Source organism: Mumia sp. Pv4-285 (assembly GCF_041320275.1).
In the GTDB taxonomy this organism is placed as follows: domain Bacteria; phylum Actinomycetota; class Actinomycetes; order Propionibacteriales; family Nocardioidaceae; genus Mumia; species Mumia qirimensis.
This window is the reverse complement of record NZ_CP162023.1, coordinates 2,622,622-2,649,200: the sequence shown is the minus strand read 5'-3', so window position 1 is coordinate 2,649,200 and position 26,579 is coordinate 2,622,622. Positions and strand designations below refer to the sequence as shown.

The window sequence follows — 26,579 nt, the reverse complement described above, 5'->3', positions numbered from 1 at the left end:
ACGTCGTACGAGGCAGCGCCGCAGCCCGGCGCTGCCTCGTACGCGTCCGTGGCCGTAACCGGTCACCCCTGTTGTCCACGTCACATGCGGTGTGGTTACGTTCCCCTCGTTGAATCGTTCCAATTCGAGGAGAACCGTGACGCCTCCGTCGTCCGACCACCGCCCACGTGACCGTCGCCGCATCGTCGCGGCGCTCGGCGTGGTGCTAGCCCTGCTGTTCCCGGCGCTGAGCGCGGCCCCCGCGATCGGCACCACCTCCGCCTCACCGTCCAGCGGCGTGAAGCTCGCCGGCCTGGAGGTCGAGAAGAAGAGCGCCCCGATCGGCATCGACATCGCCGCGCCGCGGTTCAGCTGGGAGATCCGGACCGACCGTCGCGACGTCACGCAGACGTCGTACCGGCTCCGGCTCGCCACCTCGGAGAAGGCCCTCACCAACTCCAAGGCCTTCTGGGACAGCGGTGTCGTTCGCTCCGCCGAGTCGGCCAACGTCGCGTACGACGGACCGCCGCTCGACGCCGCGACGCAGTACCACTGGCGCGTCGACGTCGTCACGAGCGCGGGTCGGGCGAACGCGTCCAGCGAGTTCCGTACCGGTCTGCTCGACGAGGACGACTGGGCCGGAAGCGCCTGGATCGGCAACGCGCGCACGGACGACTCCAACACCCTCGACCTCTCCGGCGCGAGCTGGATCTGGACGTCTGACGCGAGTACGGGAGGCGCACCGGGGGAGCCGCGCGCGTTCCGCCAGACGTGGGAGGCACCCGCGGGCAGGAGCGCCGTGTCCGCCGAGATCCTGATCACCGCCGACGACTCGTTCCGGCTCTGGCTGAACGGCGACCTCCTCGGCGAGACCCAGGGCGCGGAGAACGAGTGGCAGCAGTCGCACCTCTACGACGCGGCGTTGGAGCCCGATCGCAACGTCGTCGCCGTCCGCACCACGAACGGCGCCGGCTCGCCTGGCGGGCTCCTCGCCAAGATCCGCACCACCTGGTCCGACGGCTCCACGACCGTCGCGACGACTGACAAGACCTGGAAGGTGAGCAAGCAGATCCCGGCTGGTTTCGAAGCCCCGGCGTTCGACGACACCTCGTGGGAGAGCGCCAAGGAGCTGGCGCCGTACGGCCAGGGCCAGTGGGGCAGCGGTGTCCGCCCGCCGAAGAGCGAGACGGCTCCCGCGCCGCTGCTCCGCAAGGAGTTCTCGGTCGGCAAGGACCTCGACGCGGCGACCCTGTACGTCGCGGCCGGCGGGTACGCCGACGTCAGCCTCAACGGCGCCCCCATCAGCAAGGACGTGCTGTCGCCCGGGTTCACCGACTACGACGACCGCGCCCAGTACGTCGGCACCGACCTCACCGATCAGCTCAAGGCCGGCAAGAACACGCTCGGCATGGAGCTCGGCCGCGGCTTCTACGGCATGACCGGCGGCAACGTCTGGCGCTGGGAGTCCCCGCCGTGGCACGACGAGCCCGTCGCCCGCGCCGTGCTGCACCTCGAGTACGCCGACGGCACCACCGAGGACGTCGTCACCGACGACTCGTGGACTCTCCACGACGGCCCGACCGTCTTCGACGACCTGTACGCCGGTGAGACGTACGACGCACGACTCGTGCAGGACGGCTTCGACGAGGTCGGGTTCGACGACACCACGTGGACGCCGGCCAGCGAGGTCGCGGGCCCGAAGGGTGAGCTGGTCAACCAGCGCCAGCAGCCGATCCGTGTCACGGAGTCGCTGCCGGCCGAGGAGATCACCGAGCCCGCCGACGGCGTGTACGTCGTGAAGTTCCCACGCGTCCTCGCAGGCTGGGTCGAGCTCACCGCGAAGGGTCCGGCAGGCACCACCATCAAGGCTCAGTACGGCGAGAAGCTGAAGGCCGACGGCCGACCGAACTTCTCCAACAACGGCGGCTTCGCGTCCGGCTTCCAGACCGACCGGTTCATCCTGGCCGGCACGGGGGAGAAGGAGTCGTGGGAGTCGAGGTTCTCGTACAAGGGCTTCCAGTACGTCGAGGTCACCGGCTGGCCCGGCGACGAGGCGCCACCGCTGAGCGCGTTCACGGCGAAGGCGGTTCACACCGACGCCGCCGAGACGGGCACCTTCGAGAGCTCCGAGCCGGTGATGAACGACGTCCACCGCGCCGTCGTCGACACGCTCAAGAACAACATCCACGGCATCCCGACCGACACCCCGATGTTCGAGAAGAACGGCTGGACCGGTGACGCGGCCGTCGGCGCCGAGATGTTCATGATGAACCTCGACGTCCACGAGCTGTTCGCCAAGTGGGTCACGGACATGAACGACACCCGTGACGCGGAGGGTGCGCCGCTCGTGATCGCACCGAGCTCCGGCAACTGGGGATCGTGGGGCGTCGCTCCGCCGTGGCACTCCGCGTACGTGATGATCCCGTGGTGGCTCTACCAGTACGGCGGCGACTCGCGCGCCCTGAGCCAGACGTACGACGGCATGAAGAAGTACATCGATCTCGAGTTCGGGCGCTCCGACAAGGGGCTCGTCACCAACCCGCGACTCGGCGACTGGGTGAGCCCCGAGGCGAGCCCGGCCGGCGGCAACGCTCCCGAGGACGTGCGCGTCTCCGGCACGGCGTACCTGTACGCGATGCTCACCTCGATGCAGCAGTCCGCCGAGTTCCTCGGCAAGGACGCCGACGCCGAGTCGTTCGCGCAGAACGCCGCCGTCGTCAAGAAGACGTTCAACGAGCGCTTCCTCGACGCCGGTGCCGGCTACTACCGGGGCAGCGGCGACCGCGGCTACCGCCAGACGCACAACGTGCTGGCGCTCGCGTTCGGGCTCACCCCGGACGAGAAGACCGCGGACGCGGTCGCGGCGAGCATCGTCGCCGACGTGAAGGCCAAGGGCATGCACCTCAACACCGGCGTGCTCGGCACCAAGTACCTGCTGCCGGTGCTCACCGACCACGGCTACGCCGACGTCGCGTTCCAGCTCGCCACCCAGACGTCGTACCCCAGCTGGGGCTACATGACGGAGAACGGCGGCACGAGCATGTGGGAGCACTGGGCCTTGGAGGCGCGCTCGCGCGGCCACTACTTCCTCGGCACGGTCGACGACTGGTTCTACCACGACGTCGCGGGCATCAGTCTGTCGCAGAAGACCGGCTACCGCAACGTCAGCATCGCCCCCGAGGTCACCGACAAGATGGAGTGGGCGAAGGCGTCGACGAAGACGCCGTACGGCCAGGTCTCCAGCAGCTGGCGCCGCAGCGGTGACCGGCTGACGCTGGACATCGACGTCCCGGTCGGGTCCACCGCGACCGTCCGCGTCCCCGCGGCGAACGTCTCTGCGGTCACGGAGAGCGGCCGACCGGTCGCAAGTGCCGACGGCGTGCACGAGGTCTCGTACGACGCGGGTGACGTGGTCGTCGAGGTCGGCTCCGGTGCGTACCGCTTCGTATCCGACCGCCAGGCTGGACTCGTGGGCACGGCGACCGAGCGCATCGACGCTCTCCGTGCAGCGATCGGCGACGTCGACGGCGGTCGTACCGCGGTCAAGGCGTTGATCCGGGTGGCCGCGGCGGGCGCCGACGTGGCGGCCGACCGTGCTCTCGACCACGCGCAGCAGGACCGCGACGCGAGGGCGACCGACGCGCTGGTGGCGGCGCAGCACGCGTTGCAGCCGATCGACGGGCTCGTCGCCGTCGCCGGACTGTCGGATGCCGACGAGGCGAAGGTCCTCGACGCGGCTGCGGCCGCCCGAGGTGCGGTCTCCGTCGCTGTCGCGGACCTTCTGGGGTTGTCGTTCACCGCAGACGCTCCGGCCGACGCCGTACGCCCAGGGGACGAGGTGCCCGTCGTCGTGACGGCGAAGAACGCCGGTGACCGGCAGGTCCGCGACGTCACCGCGGTCGCTGTCGAGCTGCCCGACGGCTGGACCGCCGGGCCGGCGACCTCCGTGGCGAAGACGCTCGACGCCGACCAGGAGAAGTCGAGCCGGATCACCGCCACCGTCGGCGACGATCAGCGACCCGGCTCGGTCACGGCGAAGGCGCAGGTGGCGTTCGTGCTCGCGGGGGCTCACTTCCAGGTGCAGCGGTCGTTCGACCTCGATGTCGCGTCGCCGGTGGCGATGGACCAGGTCGCGATCGCTCCGAGCGAGGTACGCCCGGGGGCGGAGGTCACCCTGTCTGCGCGCGTCCGCAACCTCGGTTCGACCGACGTCGAGGGCACGGTGCAGGTGGCCGTGCCGGAGGGGTGGACTGCGCCGGAGGACGTTCAGGTCGCTCTTGCCGGCGGCGCTGAGCGCGAGGTCGCGGTCACCGTCGCAGTTCCGCGCAGCACCGATCGCGCACGGGCCGTGCGGACGCTGCAGGCGCGGTTCGTCCGAGGCGAGGACACGCTGGCTCAGGCAGCCGGCGACGTCACCGTGGTGATCGATCCCTCGGTCGCCGACGCGCTCGACCACGTCGACCTCGGCGAGGCGACGTCGGAGCAGGCGCACAAGCTCACGGCCTCGAGCTCGTCCGGGACGAGCCGTGAGGCAGGGGTCACCCGTCGGTACGCCGGACACCTCACGCCGTTCTCGTACTTCGAGTTCGACCTCGCGGTGACGCCCGGTGAGGCCTTCGTGATCCGTGCCGTCGAGACGTACGACAAGGCGCAGACCAAGCGCTACAAGGTCTACGTCGACGGCAAGGAGGTGCTGCTCCGTACGCACGTGCGTACCGCCGGGGCGGGCACCGAGACGTACGAGCTCGTCGTGCCGGCCGAGCTGGCCGCTGCCGACGGCACCGTACGGGTGAAGTTCGAGAACCAGAACGACTCGGCGTACTACGACCCCTCGATCGCCGACGTCTGGACCCGCCCGCTCGGGTAGGGGTCTCGGGGCGGTTGCCCCAGCACGGTGTGCGCCGGTCGTCGGGCGATCCTCGACGGCCGGCGCACTCACGTGCCGCGGGCGATAGGTTCCGGCCATGGAGAGCGCCGGGCGTGTGGTCGCCGTCAACCACGTGGGTGTCAGCGTTGCCGACCTCGAGCGCGCACGGCGGTTCTGGGTCGACGGGCTGTCGGCCCTCGAGCACGGCGCCTTCGCGTGGCCGATCGGTACGGCACCGGCGGACGAGTCGCTGGCGACCGAGGGGACCGCGGCGGAGGTGATCCTGCTCCGTACGGATGCCGCGTTCATGGAGCTGTTCGCGTTCTCGTCGCCGGCACCGGAGCGACGGTCGGCCGGGGCTCCTGGCGTGACCCGGCTCGTGTGGGCCGCCGCCGACGCTGACGCGACGCACGACCGGGCGATCGAGGCCGGCGGCACGTCGCTGGGCGGGCACCAGGTGCGCTGTCCCGACGGCACGTCGGTCACCCTCGTCCCGGCGGACGGCGTATCAGGGCTGGTCGGAGTGGTCGTGCAGGTCCCTGATCGGGAGTCCCAAGCGCTGCCGCCGGTCCCTGGCCCCGTCGCCGTCGAGGTCGTGGGCGGCGCAGACACCCCGGCCGCGCGTCCCGTCGATCTCGGGGTGAACCACCTCTGCCTGGACGCCATCGGCATCGACGGCGTACGACGCAGCCTCGACGCGGTGTGGCACCACGACGTGACCGAGTCGAGCGGGGGCGTCGCCGCCGTCTGCTACGGGACGACGTACGACGGGGTGCTCGTCGAGCTCCTCGAGTCGCGCAGCCCCGACGCATTCCTGTCTCGTACGCGCCTCGCGCACCCCTGATCCTGTCAGGCCCTGGTGGCCGCGTCCGGTGCTGAGTCCTTCGTCTCGGCGGCCTTGTCGGCAGCGCCACCGAGGCGCGTGAGGATGCCGAGCAGCCACGGCTCCGAGAAGCCGCCGACGAACGCATACACGATGCGGCTCGTCGCCTGGCGCATCGCCTCGGGGGAGTCCGAGCCAGGCAGGACGATGACGGCCGACGCCAGCAGCGCGTAGACGAAGAGACCGACCGCGAACCCGACCGCGGGCTGCACCCACCACCACGTCTGGAAGAAGAGCGCGTCGCGGAGCTTGCGAGAGTCGCGGATGCTTCGTGCGCCTGCCAGCGTGCCGCCGATCGCGCCGGCGAGGCCGCACAGCATGACGACTCCGTCGTCGTCCCCGACGATCATGGCGACGACCGTGCCGACGACCACGAGGGTCGTGAGGGCGAAGCCGGCGTTGCGGAGGTACCGCGCGCGCAGCGAGTGCCGGGCGCGTGCGCGTCCTCGGCCGCGTTGGTGCTCGACGTGAGAGCCGAGGAGCCAGTCCCGCTTCGCGGTCTCCGCGAGCTGCTTCGGTGCTGGCGGCCCAGTCACCCGGCTGACCGCGTCGGCGATCGCGGCGGTGCTCGCCGTACAGATCCAGAGGGTCTGCAGCTCGTCGACGAGCGCCCACGACTGCTCCTCGGAGGGCCGGTCCTTCGGCGTCGCGGTGGACAGCCAGCCGTGCTCACGCCGGATCGCACCGATCCGTGCGTCGCGCGTGGCGGTGTCCGACCCGTCTCCCGAGATGCTCGACAGCGCGGTCATCCGATCGAGCGCGCGCTCCAAGACCTTGCGCACCTCCGGGTGCACACGTGACGTCCGCGCCCCAGGCTTGCGCTCGAGCAGTCCGATCACGGACCGCATCATGACCTCAAGGTCGCCGGCGGCCGGCGGCGCGCTCGGAAATGGCTGCTCGGTCACGTTCGGCCACCTCCTGCGCGGGGCTGGTCGCCCTGCGGACGACCAGCACACTCATGCTCCCGCAGGGACGGCCCACAGCCGGTGTCCTTGCAACGACGCGCCTACGCCTGCGCCTGCCAGCACCGTGCTGCGACGAGCTCCATCACGAGCGCCTCGCTGAGCAGCCGTACGTCGTCGTCCGTGTCGCCGCGGTAGCGCACGGTCGCCGCCGCGGTCGGCAGGTCCTCGCCGACGGACACGATCGTCGTATCCCGTGGGTCGGTCCACTCGCGGACGCCGTCGAGCCAGCGTGAACCGCCGAAGAGCACGAGGCGGTAGTCGGTGTTCTTCGTCAGGTACACGTCGACGTGCGCCCAGTCGCCGGTCTCGCACCCGACGGCGGCCAGACGCGGGCCTTCACGCAGCATCAGCGCCGACTGCTGGGCCGAGCTGAACCGTCTCGCCGGCGCGGCGAGATGTGTCCCGTCCGGTCCCAGCGCCGCCTCCGACACCGCAGGCAGCCAGTCGGGCTCGCGGTCGAGAAGGTCCGCCGACGCGTCGGCAGCGGCCCGGACCAGTGGCGCCGGCGACGGTGATCCGTCGAGCCGCGCCTCGAGCGCGAGGAGCATCGCGAGCGTGTGCTGGAACGACCGGCACGCGACCCCGCCGCGCTCCGGCCCGGCCAGCATCGGTACGACGACGTCCGCCCGCTCCGCCAGCGCCGAGCCGTCGACGTTCGTGAGCCCGACGACCGTGGCGCCGGTGTCACCGATCCGCTCCAGCGCGTCGAGGGTCTCGCGCGACCCACCCGACGCCGACACGGCGACGACCGTCGTCCCCGGACCCGTACGGGGCAGCAGGTCGCTGCTCGCGAGCTCGGCGACCGCGCGTACGCCACGTGATCGGAGCCGTGCAGCAGCGACGCTCGACGCGTAGTGCGACGACCCCATCCCGAGGAGGACGAGGTCCGCCGACTCGGCGCTCACGCCGAGCGGCGACCAGGGATCCTCGTGCTGCAGCACCGCGGCGAGCTCGGCGAGGCGCGACGGCTTCTCCTCGAGGTCAGCGGCGAACGCATCGGGGTTCATCACTCGGCACCTTCGTGGTCGGGGACGGGGAAGCGGTCTCGGACGGCGCGATCCGGGACGTAGCGCCAGTGCGGCAGGTGCCGACCGGCGTACACGTACTCGCGGCACACCTGCCGCAGCCGCAACGGTGGGACCAGCCGCTCGTCGAGCAGCGCCGTGCGGTCTGCGGCGGCGAGCCTGGCGCGGTACGCCGACAGGAACGCGTCGCCCACCGCCGTACGCCAGCGCTGCACCGCCTCGGCGTCGACGCCCGACGTGCGGTGCAGCACCACGTACGCCACGTGGTCGAGGCTCTGCGCCATGCCGGCGACGTCGACCGCGACCGGCTGCGGGGCGGTCCGCTCGTGGTGGGTGGCGACGGGGTTGCCATCGAAGTCGGTGATCCGGTACGACCCGTCCGACCCGCGGAGCACCTGGCCGACGTGGAGGTCGCCATGGACCGGGACGAGGGGAGTGCCGGTGGCGTCGGCCAGCGCGTTCAGCTCGTCGCGGATGGCTTCCGCGTGTCGCCCGAGCCGGACGAGCTCGGGGCCGTCCATGAGCGCGAGCGCGTCGTCGAGCCCGGCGATCGCCTCGTCACGCCACGCGGCCGCGCGGGCGACGTCAGCCACGGTCGGTGTCGCGTCGGCGAGCCCCAGATGCAGCTCGGCGACGATCCGCCCGAGGGTCGTGCCGGGTTCGACCGCGGTGACCTCCAGCGAGGCGCCACCGGCGGCGTACGCCCTCGCGTCCTCCACCGCCCACTCCCAGCCGTCGCGCGCTCCGGGCACCAGCTCGGTCACCATCGCGACCAGCGCGAACGGACCGCCCGGTTCGACCCGCCACTGAACCATGCCCCACGGTCTCGGCATCGCCTCGAACCCGGACTCGACGAGACGTGCGACCCGGATCGGCGCCGGATCGTCGCCGGCGCTGACCCGTACGACCCACTTGACCACGGCACCCACCGTGCCGTCGGCGTTCTCGACGATGACCGACTCGTTCGACTGGTCGACGTCGATCGCGCGCTCGGCGATGACGTCGGCGTGGTGCCAGGGGGTGAGGGAGAAGGGGGTGCGCGAAGGCTCGAGCTCGACCAGCGAGGGGTCGCGCAGCGCTGCGACGAGAGCGAGCGCGGCGCCGTCACCCGGCACCGCCCGTCGCACGCCCGTGCCGTCGCGCAGCAGCGGCGCGGCGTACCGGTCCCCGTCGGCGTCCTCGACCACCGCGAGCGTGATGTCGGGCGACAGCGCGGTCGCGGCCACGAGTCCGAGCGGACCGCGGACCCTGCCCGCCTCCGCGGCGTGGCGCGCGGGGAGGACGTCGGCGGGATCCGCGGCGCGGACGGCGTCGGCGAGTGCTTCGACGTCGGACGGCGGTGCGATGTCAGGCCTCCACGGCGGACGACTCGAGAGCGTCCGCGAGCGCGGGATCGTCGGCGCCGGCCGCGCGTGCGACGTGCTCCAGCCCGACCTTCTCGATCAGGTCGGCGCCTCGACGCAGACCGTCGCGCTCCCGCACCGCCTGCCCGACGGCGTCGACGCGCGCCCGGAGCTCCGCGTCGTCGAGCAGCGCCTCCACCGCTTCGACGAGCTCGGCGTCCGCGAACCCGTACGTGTCGAGCCGGATACCGAGCCCGAGCTCGTGCACGCGCTGCGCGTTGTCGTACTGGTCCCAGAACAGCGGCAGCACGATCATCGGCTTGCCGAAGTGCAGGGACTCGGTCGTGGTGTTGTTGCCGCCGTGGGTGATGACGAGGTCGACCTGGGGGATGACCTTGGTCTGGGGCACCATCTGCGCGCCGACCATCGTGTCGGGCAGCGTCAGCTCGTCGGCGCGCGGGCCCTTGCTCACGATGAACCGGTGGCGGGTCTTGCCGAGGACGTCGACCAGGCGCTGCATGAGGTCGAGGTCGGCACCGCCCAGCGAGCCCAGCGACAGGTAGATCAGTGCAGAGTCCTCGGGGCGCTCGGCCACCTCCGCCGGGACCACGTAGTCCTCGTCGGTCTCGCGGACGCTGGAGTCGATGCGCTCCCACGTCTCGTCGAGCGGCCGCACGTCGTGGTAGTCGGCCTCCTTCGGGAACACGTACAGGTTGAGCGTGTCCGAGGTGTGGATGAACTCCATCTCCGGCAGGGGAGGAGCGCCCTGCTCCTGGACCCAGCTGTTGAAGGCGTCCCACATCTCGCGGTGGGTCTCCTCGAAGCGCTCTCCGTACGCGTCCCAGCCGTCGCGGTCCGCGATGGGGTAGCCCGCGAACAGCGGCGGCAGGGCGTCGCTGCCGCGGACCTCGAGCGGGTTGCACGAGACGATGCGGACGAACGGGGCGTCCGGGGTCATCAGCGCGGGGAACGTGATGACGTTGTCCTCCACGATGACGTCGGGTCGGTGCTCGGCGATGATCTCGCGCAGTCGCGGCTCGCAGTAGACCGCGCCGTCGATCAGTGCCTGGTAGGTCGGCGCGACGAACGACTCGAGCTGGTCGATCGTCGGCTTGCGGAACTCCGGCGCGGTCTCGGCGATGAAGTCGGTCCAGAACTTGCCGGCATCCTCATCAGAGGCGTCCTCGGCCGGCTCGGCGAGGTCGACGAGCGCCTCGACGAACCCGAGCGGCTCAAGCTTGCCCTTCCACGACGACTCGGCCGCGAACACCACGGTGTGGCCGCGCTTGAGCAGGATGTCGCCCAGTCCGACGCACTGGTTGGTGGGTCCGTACGCCGACTCGGGCATGAAGAGGATCGTCAGGGGTCGGTCAGTCATCGGTCGGGTGTCCCTTCGTCGAGTGCGGCCTTGGTGATGAGCGGGTGGCCGGTGGCGAGCCGGGCGTAGTCGAGCAGCAGCTCGCACGCGACCTCGTGGTTGATCGTCGGGTGGCCGGCCATCATGCGATAGCCGTACGCGTCCTCGAGCGCGACGAGGTTGCGTCCGATGGTCAGCGACTCCTGGCGGAGGTCGAACGTGCCGCGAGCGGCGCCGGTCTCGAGGATCACCTGGTACATCGCGACCTGGCGGTCGTACAGCGAGGTGAGCAGCGTCCCGTAGATCGGGTGACGTCGCGCCGCGCCGCCCAGCTCGCAGAACAGGCGCACCGCGTCGTCGTCGGCGTCGGTCGGCAGGCCGGACCGGATCGTGCTGACGAGCTTCTCGGCGGGGTCCTCGATCTTCGCGATCATCTGCATGCGCTCGTCGTAGAAGCGCTCGGTGCCGGCCCGGTTCGCCTCGAGGATCAGCGACTGGACGTCGGGGTAGTGGTAGAGCACCGCGCCCGACGTGAGACCCGCCTGCTTGGCGATCTCGGTCAGCTTGACGTCGGCACCGTGTGCGATGACCGCCTTCTGCGTCGCACTGATCAGCGCAGCACGACGGTCCTTCTGACCCTGGGTCTTCGCCATCGGACCTCTTCTCTCGAACCGTTGGTCGTCATGGTGCCAGTGGTGATTGTCCGACAGCCTCCCACTGATCGCCCGAAATTTGAAGACTTCTTCAGTGACGAACGCATTTCGTTGATTTAACTTGTGTTTCAGGCCTTGTCAGATCCTCAACAAGGATGCAAATGTGGGTCCACCCGCACCAGGCGGGACTACCTCGCACACCTGGAGCCACCCATGAAGGCACTCGCGTTCCACGGCCGCCGCCCGCTGGTCGCAGCGGCGTCGCTCGTCCTCGCCGCCGCACTCGCCGCGTGCGGCGGGTCGGACGGTGACGACGCCGCGGCCGACCTCGATCCCGACGCGGACCTCAGCAAGCAGTCGATCGTCGTGTCCAACTGGGCCGACTACATGCCCGAGGACATCGCCGAGAAGTTCAAGGAGGCGACGGGTGCCTCGATGGAGGTCACCAACCACGCCACCAACGAAGAGATCATGGCCAAGCTGACGGCCGGGTCCGACTCGGGCATCGACGTCGCGTTCGTCTCCGGACAGTTCGCGCAGGCGCTGGCCGAGCAGGGCCTGGCCGAGCCGATCGACGCCGACCTGATCCCCAACCTCAAGAACCTCGCCGAGCCGGCGACCCAGCTCTCCTACGACGAGGGCAACAAGAACTCCGTCCCGTACACGTGGGGGACCACGGGCATCTGCTACCGCTCCGACCTCGTCGATGCTCCGACCAGCTGGAACGACATCCTGGAGCCGGCCGACGAGAACAAGGGCAAGGTCACGATGATGGCCACCGACCGCTGGCTGATGCTGCCGGCGCAGAAGGCCCTCGGTTTCTCGGCGAACACCACCGACGAGGACGAGATGGCGCAGGTCAAGGACAAGCTGGTCGCCGCCAAGAAGACGCTCCTCGCCTACGACGACACCACGTTCTACGAGCGGCTCATCTCCGGCGAGGCCGTGATGACGGAGGCCTGGGACGGGTGGTGCAACTACGGCACCGCCGAGAACAAGGACATCAAGTTCGTGGTCCCCGAGGAGGGCAGCGACCTTTGGGTCGACACGATGGTCGTCCTCAAGACCTCCAAGAACAAGGAGGCCGCGCACGCGTTCATCAACTACCTCCTCGAGCCGGAGAACGGTGCGTGGGCAGCGGAGAACATCCTCTACAACGTCCCGAACCAGGCGGCGATGGACATGCTCCCGGCCGAGCTCAAGGAGCAGTACCCGCCGCTGCAGGTCACTGCTGACGAGCTTCTCGAGGGCGAGTCGCTGACCGACCTCGGTGAGGCGGCCACGATGTACACGCAGCTCGTCACCGAGATCACCTCCAGCTAGTGACCGACCTGATCAGCAGCACGCCGACCGGGAGGGGCGCCACCGAGCGCTCCTCCCGGCGGGAGCGTGTCGCGCTCCTCGTCCCCGGGCTCGGATACGTCACGGCCTTCATGGCGGTGCCGGTCCTGCTGGTGCTCAGCTACGTGTTCTTCCAGCGCGGCCGCTTCGGCGGTGTCGTCTACGAGTTCACGTGGGACAACTTCTCGCGCGCGTTCACCCCGACGTACCGCGCCGTGCTCGTCGACTCGCTGGTCATCGCCGGCGCGGCGACGCTGCTGGCGCTCCTGATCGGCTACCCGGTCGCGTACGCGATCGCGATGCTGCCCGACCGCCTCCGCAACATCGCGCTCGTGCTCGTCGTGATCCCGTTCTGGACCAACTTCCTCGTACGCACCTACGCCTGGATCGTCCTGCTCAGCAACGAGGGCGTCGTCAACCGGTCGCTGGAGCGGTTCGGCGTCATCGAGGACCCGATCACGCTGCTCTACACCCGAGGCGCGGTCATCGTCGGCCTCGTCTACGCGTACCTGCCGCTGATGATCCTGCCGCTGTACGCGTCGATCTCGAGGCTCGACCCCGAGCTGCGGGAGGCGGCGACGAACCTCGGCGCGAGCCGGTTCACCGTGTTCCGCACGATCACCTGGAAGCTCTCGCTCCCGGGCGTGCTGACCGGCTGCATCTTCGTCTTCGTGCCGAGCCTCGGCAACTTCATCATCCCCGAGCTGCTCGGCGGCGGGAAGTTCGTGATGGTCGGCAACGTCGTACGCGACCAGTTCCTCAAGGCTCGCGACTGGCCGTTCGGCGCGACCCTCGCGCTGGTCCTCATCGTCGTGCTGGCGGTGCTGTTCTTCGTCCAGTCCCGGGTGAGCCGGCGGCTCTCGACAGGAGGGCCGTCATGAAGTCCCTCGGATGGCTGCGCCTGCCCCTCGCGCTGTGCATGCTCTTCCTCTACCTCCCGATCGCGGTCCTCGTCGTCATGTCGTTCAACGGCGGTCGCTCGGCGTTCACGATGGACGGCCTGAGCTTCCGCTGGTACGCCAAGCTCGCCGGCAACGGAGATCTGCTGACCGCGCTGGGCAACAGCCTCCTGGTCGCCACCGGGGCGACCGTGATCGCTGTGGTCCTCGGGACGACGCTCGCCGTAGGGCTCGCCCGCTACACGCGCTCGTCCACCCTCGACGCGTACGCGATGGCGCCGGCGATCATGCCCGACCTCGTCCTGGCGATCGGGCTGCTCGCGTTCTACTCGTTGATCTCGATGACGCTCGGACTGTTCTCCGTGATGCTGGCGCACGCCGTGTTCGGGATGGCGTTCGTCGTCGCGGTGGTCCGTGCCCGGCTCGTCCAGGCGGACCCCGCCCTCGAGGAGGCGTCGCGCGACCTCGGCGCTCCGGCGTTCACCACGTTCCGCCGGGTGACGCTGCCGACAATCGCTCCCGCCGTGATCGCCGGTGCGCTGCTGACCTTCACGCTGTCGCTCGACGAGTTCGTGATCGCGTTCTTCACGAACGGCCCGACGACACCCACCCTGCCGATCTCGATCTACTCGATGGTCCGCTTCGGCGTGACGCCCGAGATCAACGCTCTCGCCACCGTGCTGCTGCTCGTCAGCTTCACGGTCGTGATCGCGTCCGCCCGACTGAGCCGACGTACGGAGGCCCTCGATGAGTGACACCCACGTGACGACCCCTGACGTCGAGCAGACGACCCCGATCAGCAAGCCGCTCGTGGAGATCCGCCACGTGTCGCGCCGCTTCGGCAGCGTCACGGCCCTGGACGACGTCAGTCTCACCATCGCCGAGAACGAGTTCTTCGCACTGCTCGGCCCGTCGGGCTGCGGCAAGACCACGCTGCTGCGGGCGATCGCGGGGTTCGAGCGTCCCGACGAGGGCGCGCTGGTGCTCGGCGGTCAGGACCTGGTGTCGCTCCCGCCGCACAAGCGACCGCTCAACCTGATGTTCCAGTCGTACGCCCTGTTCCCGCACATGACGGTCGAGGGCAACGTCGCGTACGGCCTGGAGCAGGAGAAGCTGCCGAAGAACGAGATCCGGCGGCGCGTGGGCGAGGTGCTCGAGACGGTCGGCCTGACAGCGATGGCCAGGCGCCGCCCTCACCAGCTGTCGGGAGGTCAGCGCCAGCGCGTCGCGCTCGCCCGTGCCGTCGTGAAGCGGCCCAAGCTGCTGCTGCTGGACGAGCCGCTCTCGGCGCTCGACCGCAAGGTCCGTTCGCAGATGCAGCTGGAGCTGAAGCGCCTGCAGCAGGAGGTCGGCATCACGTTCGTCGTCGTCACCCACGACCAGGAGGAGGCGATGTCGATGGCCGACCGCCTCGCCGTCCTCGCGAACGGACGCGTGCAGCAGGTCGCGACGCCCGTCGAGACGTACCGACGCCCCGCCAACCTCTTCGTGGCCGACTTCATCGGCGACAGCAACCGGTTCGCGGGTCGTGTCGTCGACGGTGGTCTGCACGTCGAGGGCGTCGGCCTCCTGCCGGGCCACCCGGTCGGTGACGTCTCGGGTGACGCGCACCTCGTCGTCCGCCCCGAGGAGACCCGCCTCGGGCCGCCGGAGGCCGGGCGGATGGAGGGGCAGGTCGCGGAGATCCAGTTCTTCGGAGGCGTCTCCACCGTCGCCGTCGACGTGCCCGGCCACGCCGACCCGGTGCTGTGCGCGATCAGCGGGGTCTCGACCGTCGAGCGCGGCGCCACGGTGTCCCTCGACTGGACCGCTGATGCTGCGGTCGTCGTCGGGGGCGCCCTGTGAGCCGTGCCCGCGTGCGTCCCGGGCGCGGCACCTCGCCGTCCGACGCCAGCATCGACAAGCTCCTCGCCGACGCCAGACCGGTCCCGTACTGGTTCGACCGCACTCCACCCGCGGCCGACGGCGAGCCCCTCCAGCGCCCGGCACGGGCTGACCTCACCATCGTCGGCGGCGGCTTCACGGGCCTGTGGACGGCGATCCTGGCGAAGGAGGAGGACCCCTCGCGCGACGTGGTCGTCCTCGAGGGCGGCGAGGTGGGGTGCGGTGCGTCCGGCCGCAACGGCGGGTTCGTGTCGGACTCGCTGACCCACGGCCTCGCCCACGGCACGGCGATGTGGCCCGACGAGCTCGGTGACCTGGTCCGGCTCGGTCGCGAGAACGTCTCGGCGATCGCCGCGTTCCTCGAGGGCGAGGCGATCGACGCCGACCTGCGCCTGTGCGGCAAGACGGTCGTCGCGACACGGCCGCACGAGGTCGAGGCGCTCGCGGGGTCGTACGAGGTGCACCGCGAGCACGGTGAGGACGTGACGCTGCTGTCGGCGGACGACGTCCGCCGCGACGTCGACTCGCCGACCTACCTTGCTGGACTGCGTGTCCGCAGCGGAGGAGGCCTCGTCGACCCGGGCCGGCTGGTGAGCGGGCTCCTCGGTGCTGCCCGGCGCCGCGGCGTGCGCGTGCACGAGCGCACGCCCGTGCGCGGGGTCGAGCGCCGCGGTGACGCGATAGCGGTGGTGACCGAGCACGGCGATGTCGTCAGCCGCCAGGTGGTGATCGCGACGAACGCGTTCCCACCGCTGCTCAAGCGCATCCGCGCCTACACGATCCCGGTCTGGGACCACGTCATCGTCACCGAGCCGCTCTCGCCGGCGCAGCTGTCGGCGATCGGCTGGGCCGACAACCAGGGCCTCACCGACAGCGGCAACCAGTTCCACTACTACCGACGGACCCCCGACGACCGGATCCTGTTCGGCGGGTACGACGCGATCTACTACTACGGCGCCAGGACCGACGCGGCGCTGGAGCAGCGCGACTCGTCGCACCGGCTGCTGGTGAAGCACCTGTCCGCGACGTTCCCCGGCCTCGACGGCATCGGGATCAGCCACCGCTGGGCGGGGGTCATCGACACGTCGACGCGGTTCACGCCGGTGTTCGGGACGGCGTACGGCGGCCGGCTCGCGTACGCGGTCGGCTACACCGGCCTGGGTGTCGCATCGTCCCGCTTCGGAGCGCAGGTCGCGCTCGACCTGCTCGGCCGCCGTCGTACGAAGCGGACCCGGCTGGCGGCGATCACCGCGCGCCCGGTGCCCTTCCCGCCCGAGCCGCTGCGCTACCCGGTCGTCCAGATGACCAGGCGCCAGCTCGCCCGCGAGGACGCGACAGGTCGGCGTCCCGCGATGCTGCGGGCGCTCGACCGGTTCGGTGTGGGGTTCAACAGCTGATGGAGGAGACCATGGACCACGGAACGTTCATCGACGGCGCGCCCCGTGAAGGCACCGGCGACGAGATCACGCTGACCGATCCCGCGACGGGGGAAGCGACCGTACGCTTCCGGCAGGCGTCGGCAGCCGACGTCGACGAGGCCGTCGCGGCCGCGAGGGCTGCGTTCGGGAGCTGGTCACGCCGTACGGCGGGGGAGCGCGCGCGCATCCTGCTTCGCCTGGCCGACCTGCTGGATGACAACGCTGCTGCGCTGACCGAGCTCGAGGTCGCCGACTCCGGCAAGCCGACCGCGGTCTTCGCCGACGGAGAGCTGCCGTTCGCGACCGACAACCTGCGCTTCTTCGCGGGGTCGGCACGCTCGCTCGAGGGCAGCGGTGCAGGCGTGCTCAGCGACGGCTACACGTCGATGCTCATCCGGCGCCCGGTCGGCGTCGTCGGTGCCGTCGCACCGTGGAACTTCCCGCTCGTGATGGCGATCTGGAAGCTCGGTCCAGCCCTCGCCGCAGGCAACACGATGGTCCTCAAGCCGGCGCCGTCGACCCCGCGGAGCACGTTGCTCCTCGCACGTCTCGCCCTCGAGGCAGGACTCCCCGCCGGTGTGCTGAACGTCGTCACCGGCGGCGCGGAGGTCGGCGAGGCGATCGTCGACCATCCGGACGTCGCCATGGTGTCGATCACCGGCTCGAGCCGGGCGGGGCGGGCCGTGATGGGTGCCGCGGCGTCGCAGACCAAGCGCGTCCACCTCGAGCTCGGCGGCAAGGCGCCTGCTCTGGTGTTCGCCGACGCCGACGTGGCTGCCGTGGCGCAGGGACTCGCGATGGCGTCCACGTACAACTCCGGCCAGGACTGCACCGCCGCCACGCGCATGTACGTAGAGCGGTCGGCGTACGACGAGGTCGTCGCGGCGGTCGCGGACCGGATGCGAGCGATCCGGGTCGGTGACCCGAGGGCCGCCGACACCGACATCGGCCCGCTCGTCTCGCACGCGCACCGTGCCCGGGTGCACGGGTTCGTCGAACGTGCCGTCGAGGCGGGTGCCGAGGTCGTGTGCGGGGGAGTGCTCCCGGACGGCGCGGGCGCGCTCTACCCACCGACGCTCGTCACGGGCGCCGACCAGAAGTCCGAGATCGTCCAGGACGAGGTGTTCGGGCCGGTGCTCGTCGCGCTCCCGTTCGACACCGAGGAGGAGGCCGTCGCGCTGGCGAACGACAGCGCGTACGGGCTCGCGTCGTCGGTGTGGACCTCCGACGTGTCCCGCGCGCTCCGCGTCACGCACTCGCTCGAGGCCGGCGTCACCTGGGTCAACGACCACCTCCCGATCGCGTCCGAGGCACCTCACGGTGGGGTCAAGGGCAGCGGCTTCGGCAAGGACATGAGCCACGAGGCCGTGCTCGAGTACACGGTCACGCAGCACGTGATGGTCAAGCACGCGGTGGTCGAGGCGCACGACTCGTTCCGTCCGGCGTAGCGAGTCGGCCGAAAACCGTTCGACCCGCGCCTCGGACCGTGTGACGGTGGGTCTGAACCGACGACCAGAGAGAGGCACCACGAGCATGCGAGCAGCTACCACGCCCCGGACCGTCTTCCGTCCTGCCGTGGAGCTGACCCTTGAACTCGTCCTCACTCACCCTCGGAGTCGTCGCGCACGTTGATGCGGGCAAGACCAGCCTGACCGAACGACTCCTCTACGACGCCGGTGCCGTCGCCGCCCTCGGCAGCGTCGACGCCGGTACGACCCGCACGGACGCCTCGGATCTCGAGCGCCGTCGCGGCATCACGATCCGTGCGTCCGTCGCGACGCTCGCGCTCGGTGACCTCGCGGTCACGATCGTCGACACCCCCGGCCACCCCGACTTCGTGGCCGAGGTCGAGCGCTCGCTCTCCGTGCTCGACGCTGCGGTGCTCGTCATCTCCGCGGTCGAGGGCGTGCAGCCTCAGACCGTCGTGCTGTGGCGCGCGCTTCGTCGCCTCGGCGTCCCGACGCTGATGTTCGTCAACAAGGTCGATCGTTCCGGTGCCGACCTCGACCGTGCGGTGGCGCAGGTACGGCGTCGGCTGACGCCGGAGGTCACGGTGCTGTCGCAGGTGCATACGGGCGGCCGTCGCTCCGCCCAGGTTGTTCCGGTGTCGCTCGACGATCCGTCCGTCGTCGAGTCGCTCGCAGCCGTCGACGACGGACTGCTCGCGCGGTGGGCCGACAACGCGCCGATCGGTCGCGGCGAGCTGGGCGACGTCCTTCGGAGCAACCTCCGTCGAGGCGCGGTGTCACCCGTGCTTGCCGGCTCCGCGATCACCGGTGCCGGCATCTCACCGCTGCGCGACGCGATCAGCGCGCTGCTGGTCCCGTCGACGCCGTCGGAGAGGGATCCTTCGGGCACCGTCTTCGCGATCGACCGCGACGCTCGCGGACGACGTGCGTGGGTGCGGTGGTGGTCAGGCGCGGTGCGGGTCCGAGAGAAGGTCGCTCCGCCGGGGCGCCGCGCGACGCGCGTCACCGAGATCGCGGTGAGCCGACCGGGAGGCCTCCAGACCGCTCACGAGCTGCGGGCGGGCGAGATCGCTGCGGTCCGCGGTCTCGACGTGCGGATCGGCGACGTGATCGGACACGCGGCCGACCGACCGCCGTACCGGTTCCCACCGCCGACGCTGCAGGCGGTCGTCGAGCCGGACGACCCGACTCAGCGCACCGCGATGTACGCCGGGCTCACCGAGCTCGCCGACGAGGACCCGCTCATCGGCCTGCATCTGGACGCGGGGCAGGGCGAGGCCGTCGTCCGGCTCCATGGCGAGGTCCAGAAGGAGGTCGTTGCCGCACTCCTGGACGAGCGGTACGGCGTACGGGTCCGCTTCTCCGAGACCTCGACGGTCTGCCTCGAGCGCGTCATCGGGTCAGGAACGGCGTACGACGAGGTCGGGGCGGGAGAGAACCCGTACCTCGCGACGATCGGGCTCCGCGTCGATCCTGCGCCGCTCGGTCAGGGAGTCGCCTTCGACCCGGGCGTGGAGCGTGGCAACCTCCCGCCGGCGTTTCTCGCAGCGACGGAGGAGGGCGTACGCGCGGCGTTGAAGCAAGGACTCGCGGGGTGGGAGGTCGTCGACTGCACTGTCACGATGACCGCCTCCGGCTACTACCCACGGCAGAGCCACGCCCACCAGAGCTTCAACAAGGCGATGTCGAGCGTGGGTGCCGACTTCAGGGGTCTGGCGCCGGTCGTGCTCATGGCGGCGCTCGAGCGCGCCAGGACGCAGGTGTGCCGTCCGATCGACCGGTACGCGCTCGACCTCCCGGACGAGACCGTCAGTGCGGTCCTGTCGCTGCTCGGTCGTCTGGGTGGGCAGACGCTGACCTCGACGTCGGAGAACGGCTACACGCAGCTCGTCGGACACCTCGCCACCAGCGCGATGCCGGAGCTGGCGCGTCGGCTTCCCGACATCACGGGCGGCGAGGGCGTGCTGAGCAGCGGGCTCGACCACCACGCGCCGACCGGCGCGCCGGGACGTGTGCCGACGCGTCGGCGTACGGGGCCCGACCCGCGCGACCGGGAGGCGTGGTTCCGCGAAGTACGGCGGTGAGGGGGAGTTCGGTACGCAGCTTCGGCTTGCCGACCTCCCCGTCCCTCGGGATGATCACGAGCGACGCACGACTCCCCACCCCAGGAGGCCGACCGTGTTCCGATCACTGCGCCACATCGTGACGGCGTTCGCCGTACTTCTCTCGACGACCGTGCTCGGGGTGGTGGGGACAGCAGGCCCCGCCTCTGCCGACGCCTGCTTCACGTGGTCACGCAGCCTGTCGCAAGGAGCGACCGGTGCGGACGTCCGTCAGCTCCAGATCCGGGTGTCCGGCTACCCCGGGTACGGCGCCGTGCTGGCCCTCGACAGCAGCTACGGTCCGGCGACGAAGGCGGCGGTCACCCGGTTCCAGCAGGCGTACGGCCTGACTGCCGACGGAGTCGCCGGCCCGCAGACGTACGCGAAGCTCTATGCGCTCCAGGACGACGACTGCACGCCGGTCAACTTCACCTACGCCGAGCTCAACCGCTGCAACAGCACGTGGGCCGGCGGCGCCGTGTCCGCCGCGACGGCGAAGGCGAACGCGCTTGTCACGATGTGGAAGCTTCAGGCGCTCCGGCACGCGTTGGGAGACCGTCCGCTGGTCGTCAACAGCGGCTTCCGGAGCACCTCGTGCAACAGTGCTGTCGGCGGAGCGTCGAACAGCAGACACCTGTACGGAGACGCTGCCGACCTCGGTGCGGGGTCGCAGGGCTTCTGCACGATCGCGAAGCAGTCGCGCAGCCACGGCTTCAACCAGATCCTCGGCCCGGGCTATCCCGACCACAACGACCACATCCACGTCGCCGCTCCGGCGTCGCGGTTCTGGTCCGCTCCGAGCTGCGGCATCTGAGCTGATCGGCGGCGGTGAGAAGGCTCCGATCCCTTACGCCGCAGGGGATGCGCGGAAAGGGGGACCCCCCTGTTCAGGGCCGCGCAGGGGCGTGTAGTGTTCTTCTTGTTGCCGGGGACGGCGGCGGGCAAGGCCGAGAGGCCGGGCACGCGGCCCTGGCGATAACCACCCCCCAGATCGCCTGACGGGGTTCCACCTGTGTGGAGCCGGTCGCGGTCGCTGCGGGGTGCACACGGTGCCCGTTTGGGTGACGGTGGTGCGCCTGGTAGGTTGGGGGGTCGCGCCTTGGTCTGGGGTCTCCTTGTGTGGGGGGTTCTGGGTTTTGTGTGTCTGATGTTTGAGAACTCAACAGTGTGTTAAAAGTCGACGAGATAATCAGTATGACCTGTTTGGTCATTTTTCCGTGACAAATTATTTGTCAGCAAATAGTTAGTCCGGGTTTGAAGTTTTTGTTGTGCCCAGCTTTTGGTTGGGTTTCGACGGAGAGTTTGATCCTGGCTCAGGACGAACGCTGGCGGCGTGCTTAACACATGCAAGTCGAGCGGTAAGGCCTTTCGGGGTACACGAGCGGCGAACGGGTGAGTAACACGTGAGTAATCTGCCCTTCACTCTGGGATAACCTCTGGAAACGGTGGCTAATACCGGATATGACCTCGCACTGCATGGTGTGGGGTGGAAAGTTTTTTCGGTGGGGGATGAGCTCGCGGCCTATCAGCTTGTTGGTGGGGTGATGGCCTACCAAGGCGACGACGGGTAGCCGGCCTGAGAGGGTGACCGGCCACACTGGGACTGAGACACGGCCCAGACTCCTACGGGAGGCAGCAGTGGGGAATATTGGACAATGGGCGAAAGCCTGATCCAGCAACGCCGCGTGAGGGATGACGGCCTTCGGGTTGTAAACCTCTTTCAGTAGGGACGAAGCGCAAGTGACGGTACCTACAGAAGAAGGACCGGCCAACTACGTGCCAGCAGCCGCGGTAATACGTAGGGTCCGAGCGTTGTCCGGAATTATTGGGCGTAAAGGGCTCGTAGGCGGTTTGTCGCGTCGGGAGTGAAAACTTGGGGCTTAACCCCATTCGTGCTTCCGATACGGGCAGACTAGAGGCAGGCAGGGGAGAACGGAATTCCTGGTGTAGCGGTGGAATGCGCAGATATCAGGAGGAACACCGGTGGCGAAGGCGGTTCTCTGGGCCTGTTCTGACGCTGAGGAGCGAAAGCATGGGGAGCGAACAGGATTAGATACCCTGGTAGTCCATGCCGTAAACGTTGGGCGCTAGGTGTGGGATCCATTCCACGGGTTCCGTGCCGCAGCTAACGCATTAAGCGCCCCGCCTGGGGAGTACGGCCGCAAGGCTAAAACTCAAAGGAATTGACGGGGGCCCGCACAAGCGGCGGAGCATGCTGATTAATTCGATGCAACGCGAAGAACCTTACCTGGGTTTGACATACGCCAGAAGCCTGCAGAGATGTGGGTCTCTTTGGACACTGGTGTACAGGTGGTGCATGGCTGTCGTCAGCTCGTGTCGTGAGATGTTGGGTTAAGTCCCGCAACGAGCGCAACCCTTGTTCTATGTTGCCAGCACGTGATGGTGGGGACTCATAGGAGACTGCCGGGGTCAACTCGGAGGAAGGTGGGGATGACGTCAAGTCATCATGCCCCTTATGTCCAGGGCTTCAAGCATGCTACAATGGCCGGTACAAAGGGCTGCGAAACTGTAAGGTGGAGCGAATCCCAAAAGCCGGTCTCAGTTCGGATTGGGGTCTGCAACTCGACCCCATGAAGTCGGAGTCGCTAGTAATCGCAGATCAGCAACGCTGCGGTGAATACGTTCCCGGGCCTTGTACACACCGCCCGTCACGTCATGAAAGTCGGCAACACCCGAAGCCGGTGGCCTAACCCCTTGTGGGAGGGAGCTGTCGAAGGTGGGGCTGGCGATTGGGACGAAGTCGTAACAAGGTAGCCGTACCGGAAGGTGCGGCTGGATCACCTCCTTTCTAAGGAGCATTGCTCATCTGCTCGCATCCTGGTGGTGTGGGTGGGTGTGTTCTCGGCTTGATCACGCGGATGTCGTGGTGGTCGGGTGCTCAGATGGTGGAACGTCGATTATTCAGCCGGTCTTGTCCGGTCTGGGTCTAGTACTGCTTGCTCCTTTTTGGGGGGTGGGTGTGGAACGGTCTGGGCGGGGTGGGGTGTGGTTGGGCACACTGTTGGGTCCTGAGGCATCAGGCGCCTCCTGTGTCTCTTCTCTTGCCTTCGGGTGGGGGTTGGGGTGTGGGGGGTGTTGGTGTTTCTGTTCCGGTCATGTCGGCTGCAGGTTTTCTGTGGTGCGGGGTGGTTGCGGGTTGTGGTTTGAGAACTTCACAGTGGACGCGAGTGTCTTTGTAGTGTGTGTATTTTGCAAGCTACTAAGGGCACATGGTGGATGCCTTGGCATCGAGAGCCGATGAAGGACGTAGGAGTCTGCGATAAGCCCCGGGGAGTTGACAACCGAGCTGTGATCCGGGGGTGTCCGAATGGGGAAACCCGGCCAGAGTTATGTCTGGTCACCGGCGCCTGAACACATAGGGCGTGCGGAGGGAACGTGGGGAAGTGAAACATCTCAGTACCCACAGGAAGAGAAAACAACCGTGATTCCGTGAGTAGTGGCGAGCGAAAGCGGATGAGGCTAAACCGTGCAGATGTGAGAGACGGCAGTTGTTGTCTGTGCGGGGTCGTGGGAGCGCACTTGCTGGTTCTGCCGAGCTGGCGGGAAGTGATAAAGCATGAGTGAAGTCGAAGGGCCTGGAATGGTCTGGCGTAGAGGGTGAGACCCCTGTAGACGTAAGCTTGTGCCTTCCTTGTGTGTTTCCCGAGTAACGCGTGACTCCTGGAATTGCGCGTGAATTTGGCGGGACCACCCGTTAAGCCTAAATACTCCTCGATGACCGATAGCGGACTAGTACCGTGAGGGAAAGGTGAAAAGTACCCCGGGAGGGGAGTGAAATAGTACCTGAAACCATGTGCCTACAATCCGTCGGAGCCTTGATCCTTTGGGGTTGGGGTGACGGCGTGCCTTTTGAAGAATGAGCCTGCGAGTTAGTGGTACGTGGCGAGGTTAACCCGTTGGGGGGTAGCCGTAGCGAAAGCGAGTCCGAACAGGGCGTATGAGTCGCGTGCTCTAGACCCGAAGCGGAGTGATCTATCCATGGGCAGGTTGAAGCGCGGGTAAGACCGCGTGGAGGACCGAACCCACTTAGGTTAAAAACTGAGGGGATGACCTGTGGATAGGGGTGAAAGGCCAATCAAACTCCGTGATAGCTGGTTCTCCCCGAAATGCATTTAGGTGCAGCGTCGTTTGTTTCTTGCCGGAGGTAGAGCACTGGATGGTCTAGGGGGCCTACAAGCTTACCGAAATCAGCCAAACTCCGAATGCCGGCAAGTGAGAGAGCGGCAGTGAGACTGCGGGGGATAAGCTCCGTAGTCGAGAGGGAAACAGCCCAGACCATCAGCTAAGGCCCCTAAGCGGTTGCTAAGTGGAAAAGGATGTGGAGTCGCACAGACAACCAGGAGGTTGGCTTAGAAGCAGCCACCCTTGAAAGAGTGCGTAATAGCTCACTGGTCAAGTGATTCTGCGCCGACAATTTAGCGGGGCTCAAGCAATCCGCCGAAGCTATGGCATTCATACGTGTACTCGGCCCGCATCCAGGTGGTGTGGGTCCAGGTGTGTGGATGGGTAGGGGAGCGTCGTGTGGCGTGTGAAGCGGCGGGGTGACCCAGCCGTGGATGCCACACGAGTGAGAATGCAGGCATGAGTAGCGAATGAAGAGTGAGAAACTCTTCCGCCGAATGACCAAGGGTTCCAGGGTCAAGCTAATCTGCCCTGGGTAAGTCGGGACCTAAGGCGAGGCCGACAGGCGTAGTCGATGGACAACGGGTTGATATTCCCGTACCGGCGTTGGTGCGCCCATGCTGAATCAGTGATGCTAAGCACCCGAGCCGAGCTAGACCGCCCTTCGGGGTGGCGTGTCTTGGTGAGCGTGTGACCCGAGCTGGTAGTAGGCAAGTGATGGGGTGACGCAGGAAGGTAGCTCATCGCGGCGATGGTTGTCCGCGTGTAAGGACGTAGGGCGGCAGATAGGTAAATCCGTCTGCCATGTGCCTGAGATCTGATGCCGAGCCTTATTGGCGAAGTGAGTGATCCTATGCTGTCGAGAAAAGCCTCTAGCGAGTACCAGAGCCGCCCGTACCCCAAACCGACACAGGTGGTCAGGTAGAGAATACCAAGGCGATCGAGTGAATCGTGGTTAAGGAACTCGGCAAAATGCCCCCGTAACTTCGGGAGAAGGGGGGCCTGATTCGTGAACCCACTTGCTGGGGGAGCGTTGAGGGCCGCAGAGACCAGGCCCAAGCGACTGTTTACTAAAAACACAGGTCCGTGCGAAGAAGTAATTCGATGTATACGGACTGACTCCTGCCCGGTGCTGGAAGGTTAAGGGGACGTGTTAGCTGTAAGGCGAAGCACTGAACTTAAGCCCCAGTAAACGGCGGTGGTAACTATAACCATCCTAAGGTAGCGAAATTCCTTGTCGGGTAAGTTCCGACCTGCACGAATGGAGTAACGACTTGGGCGCTGTCTCAACCACGAGCTCGGCGAAATTGCACTACGAGTAAAGATGCTCGTTACGCGCGGCAGGACGGAAAGACCCCGGGACCTTCACTACAGCTTGGTATTGGTGTTTGGTTCGACTTGTGTAGGATAGGTGGGAGACTGTGAAGCGGCCACGCCAGTGGTTGTGGAGTCGCTGTTGAAATACCACTCTGGTCGTACTAGATATCTAACTTAGGTCCGTGATCCGGATCAGGGACAGTGCCTGGTGGGTAGTTTAACTGGGGCGGTTGCCTCCTAAAATGTAACGGAGGCGCCCAAAGGTTCCCTCAGCCTGGTTGGCAATCAGGTGTTGAGTGTAAGTGCACAAGGGAGCTTGACTGTGACACCGACGGGTGGAGCAGGGACGAAAGTCGGGACTAGTGACCCGGCGCTGGCATGTGGAAGCGGCGTCGCTCAACGGATAAAAGGTACCCCGGGGATAACAGGCTGATCTTCCCCAAGAGTCCATATCGACGGGATGGTTTGGCACCTCGATGTCGGCTCGTCGCATCCTGGGGCTGGAGCAGGTCCCAAGGGTTGGGCTGTTCGCCCATTAAAGCGGCACGCGAGCTGGGTTTAGAACGTCGTGAGACAGTTCGGTCCCTATCCGCCGCGCGCGTAGGAAACTTGAGAAAGGCTGTCCCTAGTACGAGAGGACCGGGATGGACGAACCTCTGGTGTGTCAGTTGTTCTGCCAAGAGCACTGCTGATTAGCTACGTTCGGGAGTGATAACCGCTGAAAGCATCTAAGCGGGAAGCACGTTTCAAGATGAGGTTTCCCACCCCATGTGGGTTAAGGCCCCCAGTAGACCACTGGGTTGATAGGCCGGAAGTAGAAGCGCAGCAATGCGTGTAGCTGACCGGTACTAATAGGCCGAGGGCTTGTCTACACACACTTCAACGACACTCAAATGCGTCCACTGTGAGGTTCTGGGACCACAACCCAGAACCA

General features: G+C 67.7%; 15 protein-coding genes and 2 rRNA genes. 12 read left to right on the top strand and 5 right to left on the bottom strand.

What is annotated here, in order from left to right:
• Positions 1-136 precede the first annotated feature (136 nt).
• Together AB3M34_RS12795 and AB3M34_RS12790 are read left to right on the top strand one after the other, a co-directional pair.
• Entirely contained in the window at positions 137-4,846 is a 4,710-nt protein-coding gene (locus AB3M34_RS12795) for a family 78 glycoside hydrolase catalytic domain (RefSeq protein ID WP_370614355.1), read from the top strand.
• A 97-nt stretch (positions 4,847-4,943) separates the two neighbouring features.
• Positions 4,944-5,690, top strand: a complete 747-nt coding sequence (locus tag AB3M34_RS12790; RefSeq protein ID WP_370614354.1) for a VOC family protein — start codon at positions 4,944-4,946, stop codon at positions 5,688-5,690.
• Between the two features lie 5 nt (positions 5,691-5,695).
• Here AB3M34_RS12790 and AB3M34_RS12785 read toward each other — a convergent pair whose 3' ends face one another.
• The 5 genes from AB3M34_RS12785 to AB3M34_RS12765 form a co-directional block, all read right to left on the bottom strand.
• Entirely contained in the window at positions 5,696-6,634 is a 939-nt protein-coding gene (locus AB3M34_RS12785) for a hypothetical protein (protein ID WP_370614352.1), read from the bottom strand.
• A 101-nt stretch (positions 6,635-6,735) separates the two neighbouring features.
• Positions 6,736-7,701, bottom strand: coding sequence for an SIS domain-containing protein (locus AB3M34_RS12780; protein WP_370614350.1), 966 nt, complete (start codon positions 7,699-7,701; stop codon positions 6,736-6,738).
• Positions 7,701-8,945 (bottom strand): hypothetical protein, encoded by a 1,245-nt coding sequence (locus tag AB3M34_RS12775; protein WP_370614349.1) that lies wholly within the window; start codon positions 8,943-8,945, stop codon positions 7,701-7,703. Before AB3M34_RS12775 ends, AB3M34_RS12780 begins: the two co-directional genes overlap by 1 nt.
• Positions 8,946-9,066: 121 nt before the next feature.
• A complete protein-coding gene (locus AB3M34_RS12770; protein ID WP_370614347.1) occupies positions 9,067-10,440 on the bottom strand; it encodes a glycosyltransferase in 1,374 nt (457 codons plus the stop codon).
• Entirely contained in the window at positions 10,437-11,072 is a 636-nt protein-coding gene (locus AB3M34_RS12765) for a TetR/AcrR family transcriptional regulator (RefSeq protein ID WP_370614345.1), read from the bottom strand. The genes AB3M34_RS12770 and AB3M34_RS12765 overlap by 4 nt, the downstream gene beginning before the upstream one ends.
• 213 nt (positions 11,073-11,285) lie before the next feature.
• On the opposite strand from AB3M34_RS12765, the gene AB3M34_RS12760 reads away from it, so the two are divergent.
• The 10 genes from AB3M34_RS12760 to AB3M34_RS12715 all read left to right on the top strand — a co-directional run bounded on the left by AB3M34_RS12760 (position 11,286) and on the right by AB3M34_RS12715 (position 26,517).
• Positions 11,286-12,395 carry a polyamine ABC transporter substrate-binding protein gene (locus tag AB3M34_RS12760; protein WP_370614343.1) on the top strand — a complete coding sequence of 370 codons (1,110 nt, stop codon included), beginning with the start codon at positions 11,286-11,288 and terminating at the stop codon, positions 12,393-12,395.
• Positions 12,395-13,294 carry an ABC transporter permease gene (locus AB3M34_RS12755; RefSeq protein ID WP_370614341.1) on the top strand — a complete coding sequence of 300 codons (900 nt, stop codon included), beginning with the start codon at positions 12,395-12,397 and terminating at the stop codon, positions 13,292-13,294. The genes AB3M34_RS12760 and AB3M34_RS12755 overlap by 1 nt, the downstream gene beginning before the upstream one ends.
• On the top strand, positions 13,291-14,067 hold the full coding sequence (locus tag AB3M34_RS12750) for an ABC transporter permease (RefSeq protein WP_370614339.1): 777 nt from the start codon (positions 13,291-13,293) through the stop codon (positions 14,065-14,067). The genes AB3M34_RS12755 and AB3M34_RS12750 overlap by 4 nt, the downstream gene beginning before the upstream one ends.
• Entirely contained in the window at positions 14,060-15,157 is a 1,098-nt protein-coding gene (locus AB3M34_RS12745; RefSeq protein WP_370614337.1) for an ABC transporter ATP-binding protein, read from the top strand. Before AB3M34_RS12750 ends, AB3M34_RS12745 begins: the two co-directional genes overlap by 8 nt.
• The gene (locus AB3M34_RS12740) at positions 15,154-16,593 is read left to right on the top strand and encodes an NAD(P)/FAD-dependent oxidoreductase (protein WP_370614336.1); all 1,440 of its coding nucleotides are present in this window, start codon (positions 15,154-15,156) and stop codon (positions 16,591-16,593) included. The genes AB3M34_RS12745 and AB3M34_RS12740 overlap by 4 nt, the downstream gene beginning before the upstream one ends.
• A gap of 11 nt (positions 16,594-16,604) precedes the next feature.
• Entirely contained in the window at positions 16,605-18,062 is a 1,458-nt protein-coding gene (locus AB3M34_RS12735) for an aminobutyraldehyde dehydrogenase (RefSeq protein ID WP_370614335.1), read from the top strand.
• 140 nt (positions 18,063-18,202) lie between these two features.
• Positions 18,203-20,167 (top strand): GTP-binding protein, encoded by a 1,965-nt coding sequence (locus tag AB3M34_RS12730; RefSeq protein ID WP_370614334.1) that lies wholly within the window; start codon positions 18,203-18,205, stop codon positions 20,165-20,167.
• 94 nt (positions 20,168-20,261) lie between these two features.
• Positions 20,262-20,999: a D-Ala-D-Ala carboxypeptidase family metallohydrolase gene (locus tag AB3M34_RS12725; protein ID WP_370614332.1), complete on the top strand. Its 738-nt coding sequence runs from the start codon at positions 20,262-20,264 to the stop codon at positions 20,997-20,999.
• A gap of 476 nt (positions 21,000-21,475) precedes the next feature.
• Positions 21,476-22,994, top strand: a 16S ribosomal RNA gene (locus tag AB3M34_RS12720).
• A 401-nt stretch (positions 22,995-23,395) separates the two neighbouring features.
• A 23S ribosomal RNA gene (locus tag AB3M34_RS12715) occupies positions 23,396-26,517 on the top strand.
• Together the 16S and 23S rRNA genes form the textbook arrangement of a ribosomal RNA operon.
• Positions 26,518-26,579 lie beyond the last annotated feature (62 nt).

What these genes read in the sequence shown, in the direction of transcription:
- AB3M34_RS12750 (WP_370614339.1), top strand. Translation starts at nt 13,291, where the DNA reads ATGAAGTCCCTCGGATGGCTGCGCCTGCCCCTCGCGCTGTGCATGCTC.
- AB3M34_RS12745 (WP_370614337.1), top strand. Translation starts at nt 14,060, where the DNA reads ATGAGTGACACCCACGTGACGACCCCTGACGTCGAGCAGACGACCCCG.
- AB3M34_RS12780 (WP_370614350.1), bottom strand. Translation starts at nt 7,701, where the DNA reads ATGAACCCCGATGCGTTCGCCGCTGACCTCGAGGAGAAGCCGTCGCGC.
- AB3M34_RS12790 (WP_370614354.1), top strand. Translation starts at nt 4,944, where the DNA reads ATGGAGAGCGCCGGGCGTGTGGTCGCCGTCAACCACGTGGGTGTCAGC.
- AB3M34_RS12770 (WP_370614347.1), bottom strand. Translation starts at nt 10,440, where the DNA reads ATGACTGACCGACCCCTGACGATCCTCTTCATGCCCGAGTCGGCGTAC.
- AB3M34_RS12760 (WP_370614343.1), top strand. Translation starts at nt 11,286, where the DNA reads ATGAAGGCACTCGCGTTCCACGGCCGCCGCCCGCTGGTCGCAGCGGCG.
- AB3M34_RS12765 (WP_370614345.1), bottom strand. Translation starts at nt 11,072, where the DNA reads ATGGCGAAGACCCAGGGTCAGAAGGACCGTCGTGCTGCGCTGATCAGT.
- AB3M34_RS12735 (WP_370614335.1), top strand. Translation starts at nt 16,605, where the DNA reads ATGGACCACGGAACGTTCATCGACGGCGCGCCCCGTGAAGGCACCGGC.